We start from the raw sequence: 1,041 nt of genomic DNA on the forward strand, positions 1-1,041 counted from the left end.
ATAAACCGGCGCGATGAAATAACTCAGCCATATTTTTCAGGCATACCAAAGAACGAACGATTGAATGTCAAATATCTCATTTCAGATATGTACAAGCCATATCTTGCATATGTAGATAAGTATTTTCCCAACGCTACATCCGTAGTTGACGCTTTTCATGTCATACAACTGATAAACCGTGAATTGCTTGGATACATAAGATGGGTGCAAAGAAGACTTGATAGTGAGGAACACGAATTACATGAAAAAAGAGAACAGGAATTTGGGCATACGATGCCCTTCACCCATTCCAAAGACTATCTCCTTCTTAAAAAATATCACTGGATGCTGATCAAGAACAGATCAGATATCAAGTACTACACTCAGCCTCGTATGAACTACCAGCTCAATCGTATGATGAATACATTCGATTATGAAGAATGGCTCTATCGCATAGATCCCAGCTTCAAAGATCGTAGAGATCTCAAGGAAAAGTATATCGATTTCAACCAGAAATATGCTGGTGATCCAAAGGGCGCAAGGAAAGCCTTGCCTGAGATCATAGAACTATACAGGACAAGTTCTTACAAAATGTTTCAGGAAATATCTGTGACCCTTAAAGAGCACTTTGAGCCCATAATTACTTCTTTCATCATCGCAGAGAGGCTCAGCAAGGACAAAACCTCTTACCAGAGCCGCCTCTCCAACGGTCCTATGGAATCGTTGAACAGGATCCCCAAGGATATGAAAAGGATAGGCAGGGGCTACCTTAATTTCTACCACATCAGGAACAGATTCCTGTTTGCAGGAAGAAAAAATGCCCGCATTCTAGGGGTTCCTAAAACCTTGGATGAGATCTATCTTAAGAACCTGAAACCTATTGACGATTGATAAATCGAGAGGAGCAGATATCACTCTGCTCCTCTCTGATTAGTATGCTGTTTTTACCGAAGTTGTCCCCAACTCCTGGTACTCTGTCAAGATTTCGGACAGTTTTTTTGAAATTTCTTTATCGCTATTATAGCGAATCATACTGCTATATCGAATAGACTTTCCTTTAGT

The 1,041-nt window shown here is 40.2% G+C and carries 1 protein-coding gene; it reads left to right on the forward strand.

Annotation, left to right across the window (positions count from 1 at the left end; genetic code table 11):
* The coding region (locus EV211_RS10625; RefSeq protein ID WP_166635456.1) for a transposase at positions 1 to 870 on the forward strand (870 nt) is incomplete at its 5' end.
* Positions 871 to 1,041: the final 171 nt, after the last annotated feature.

This window comes from Aminicella lysinilytica, assembly GCF_004362975.1.
Taxonomy (GTDB): domain Bacteria; phylum Bacillota; class Clostridia; order Peptostreptococcales; family Anaerovoracaceae; genus Aminicella; species Aminicella lysinilytica.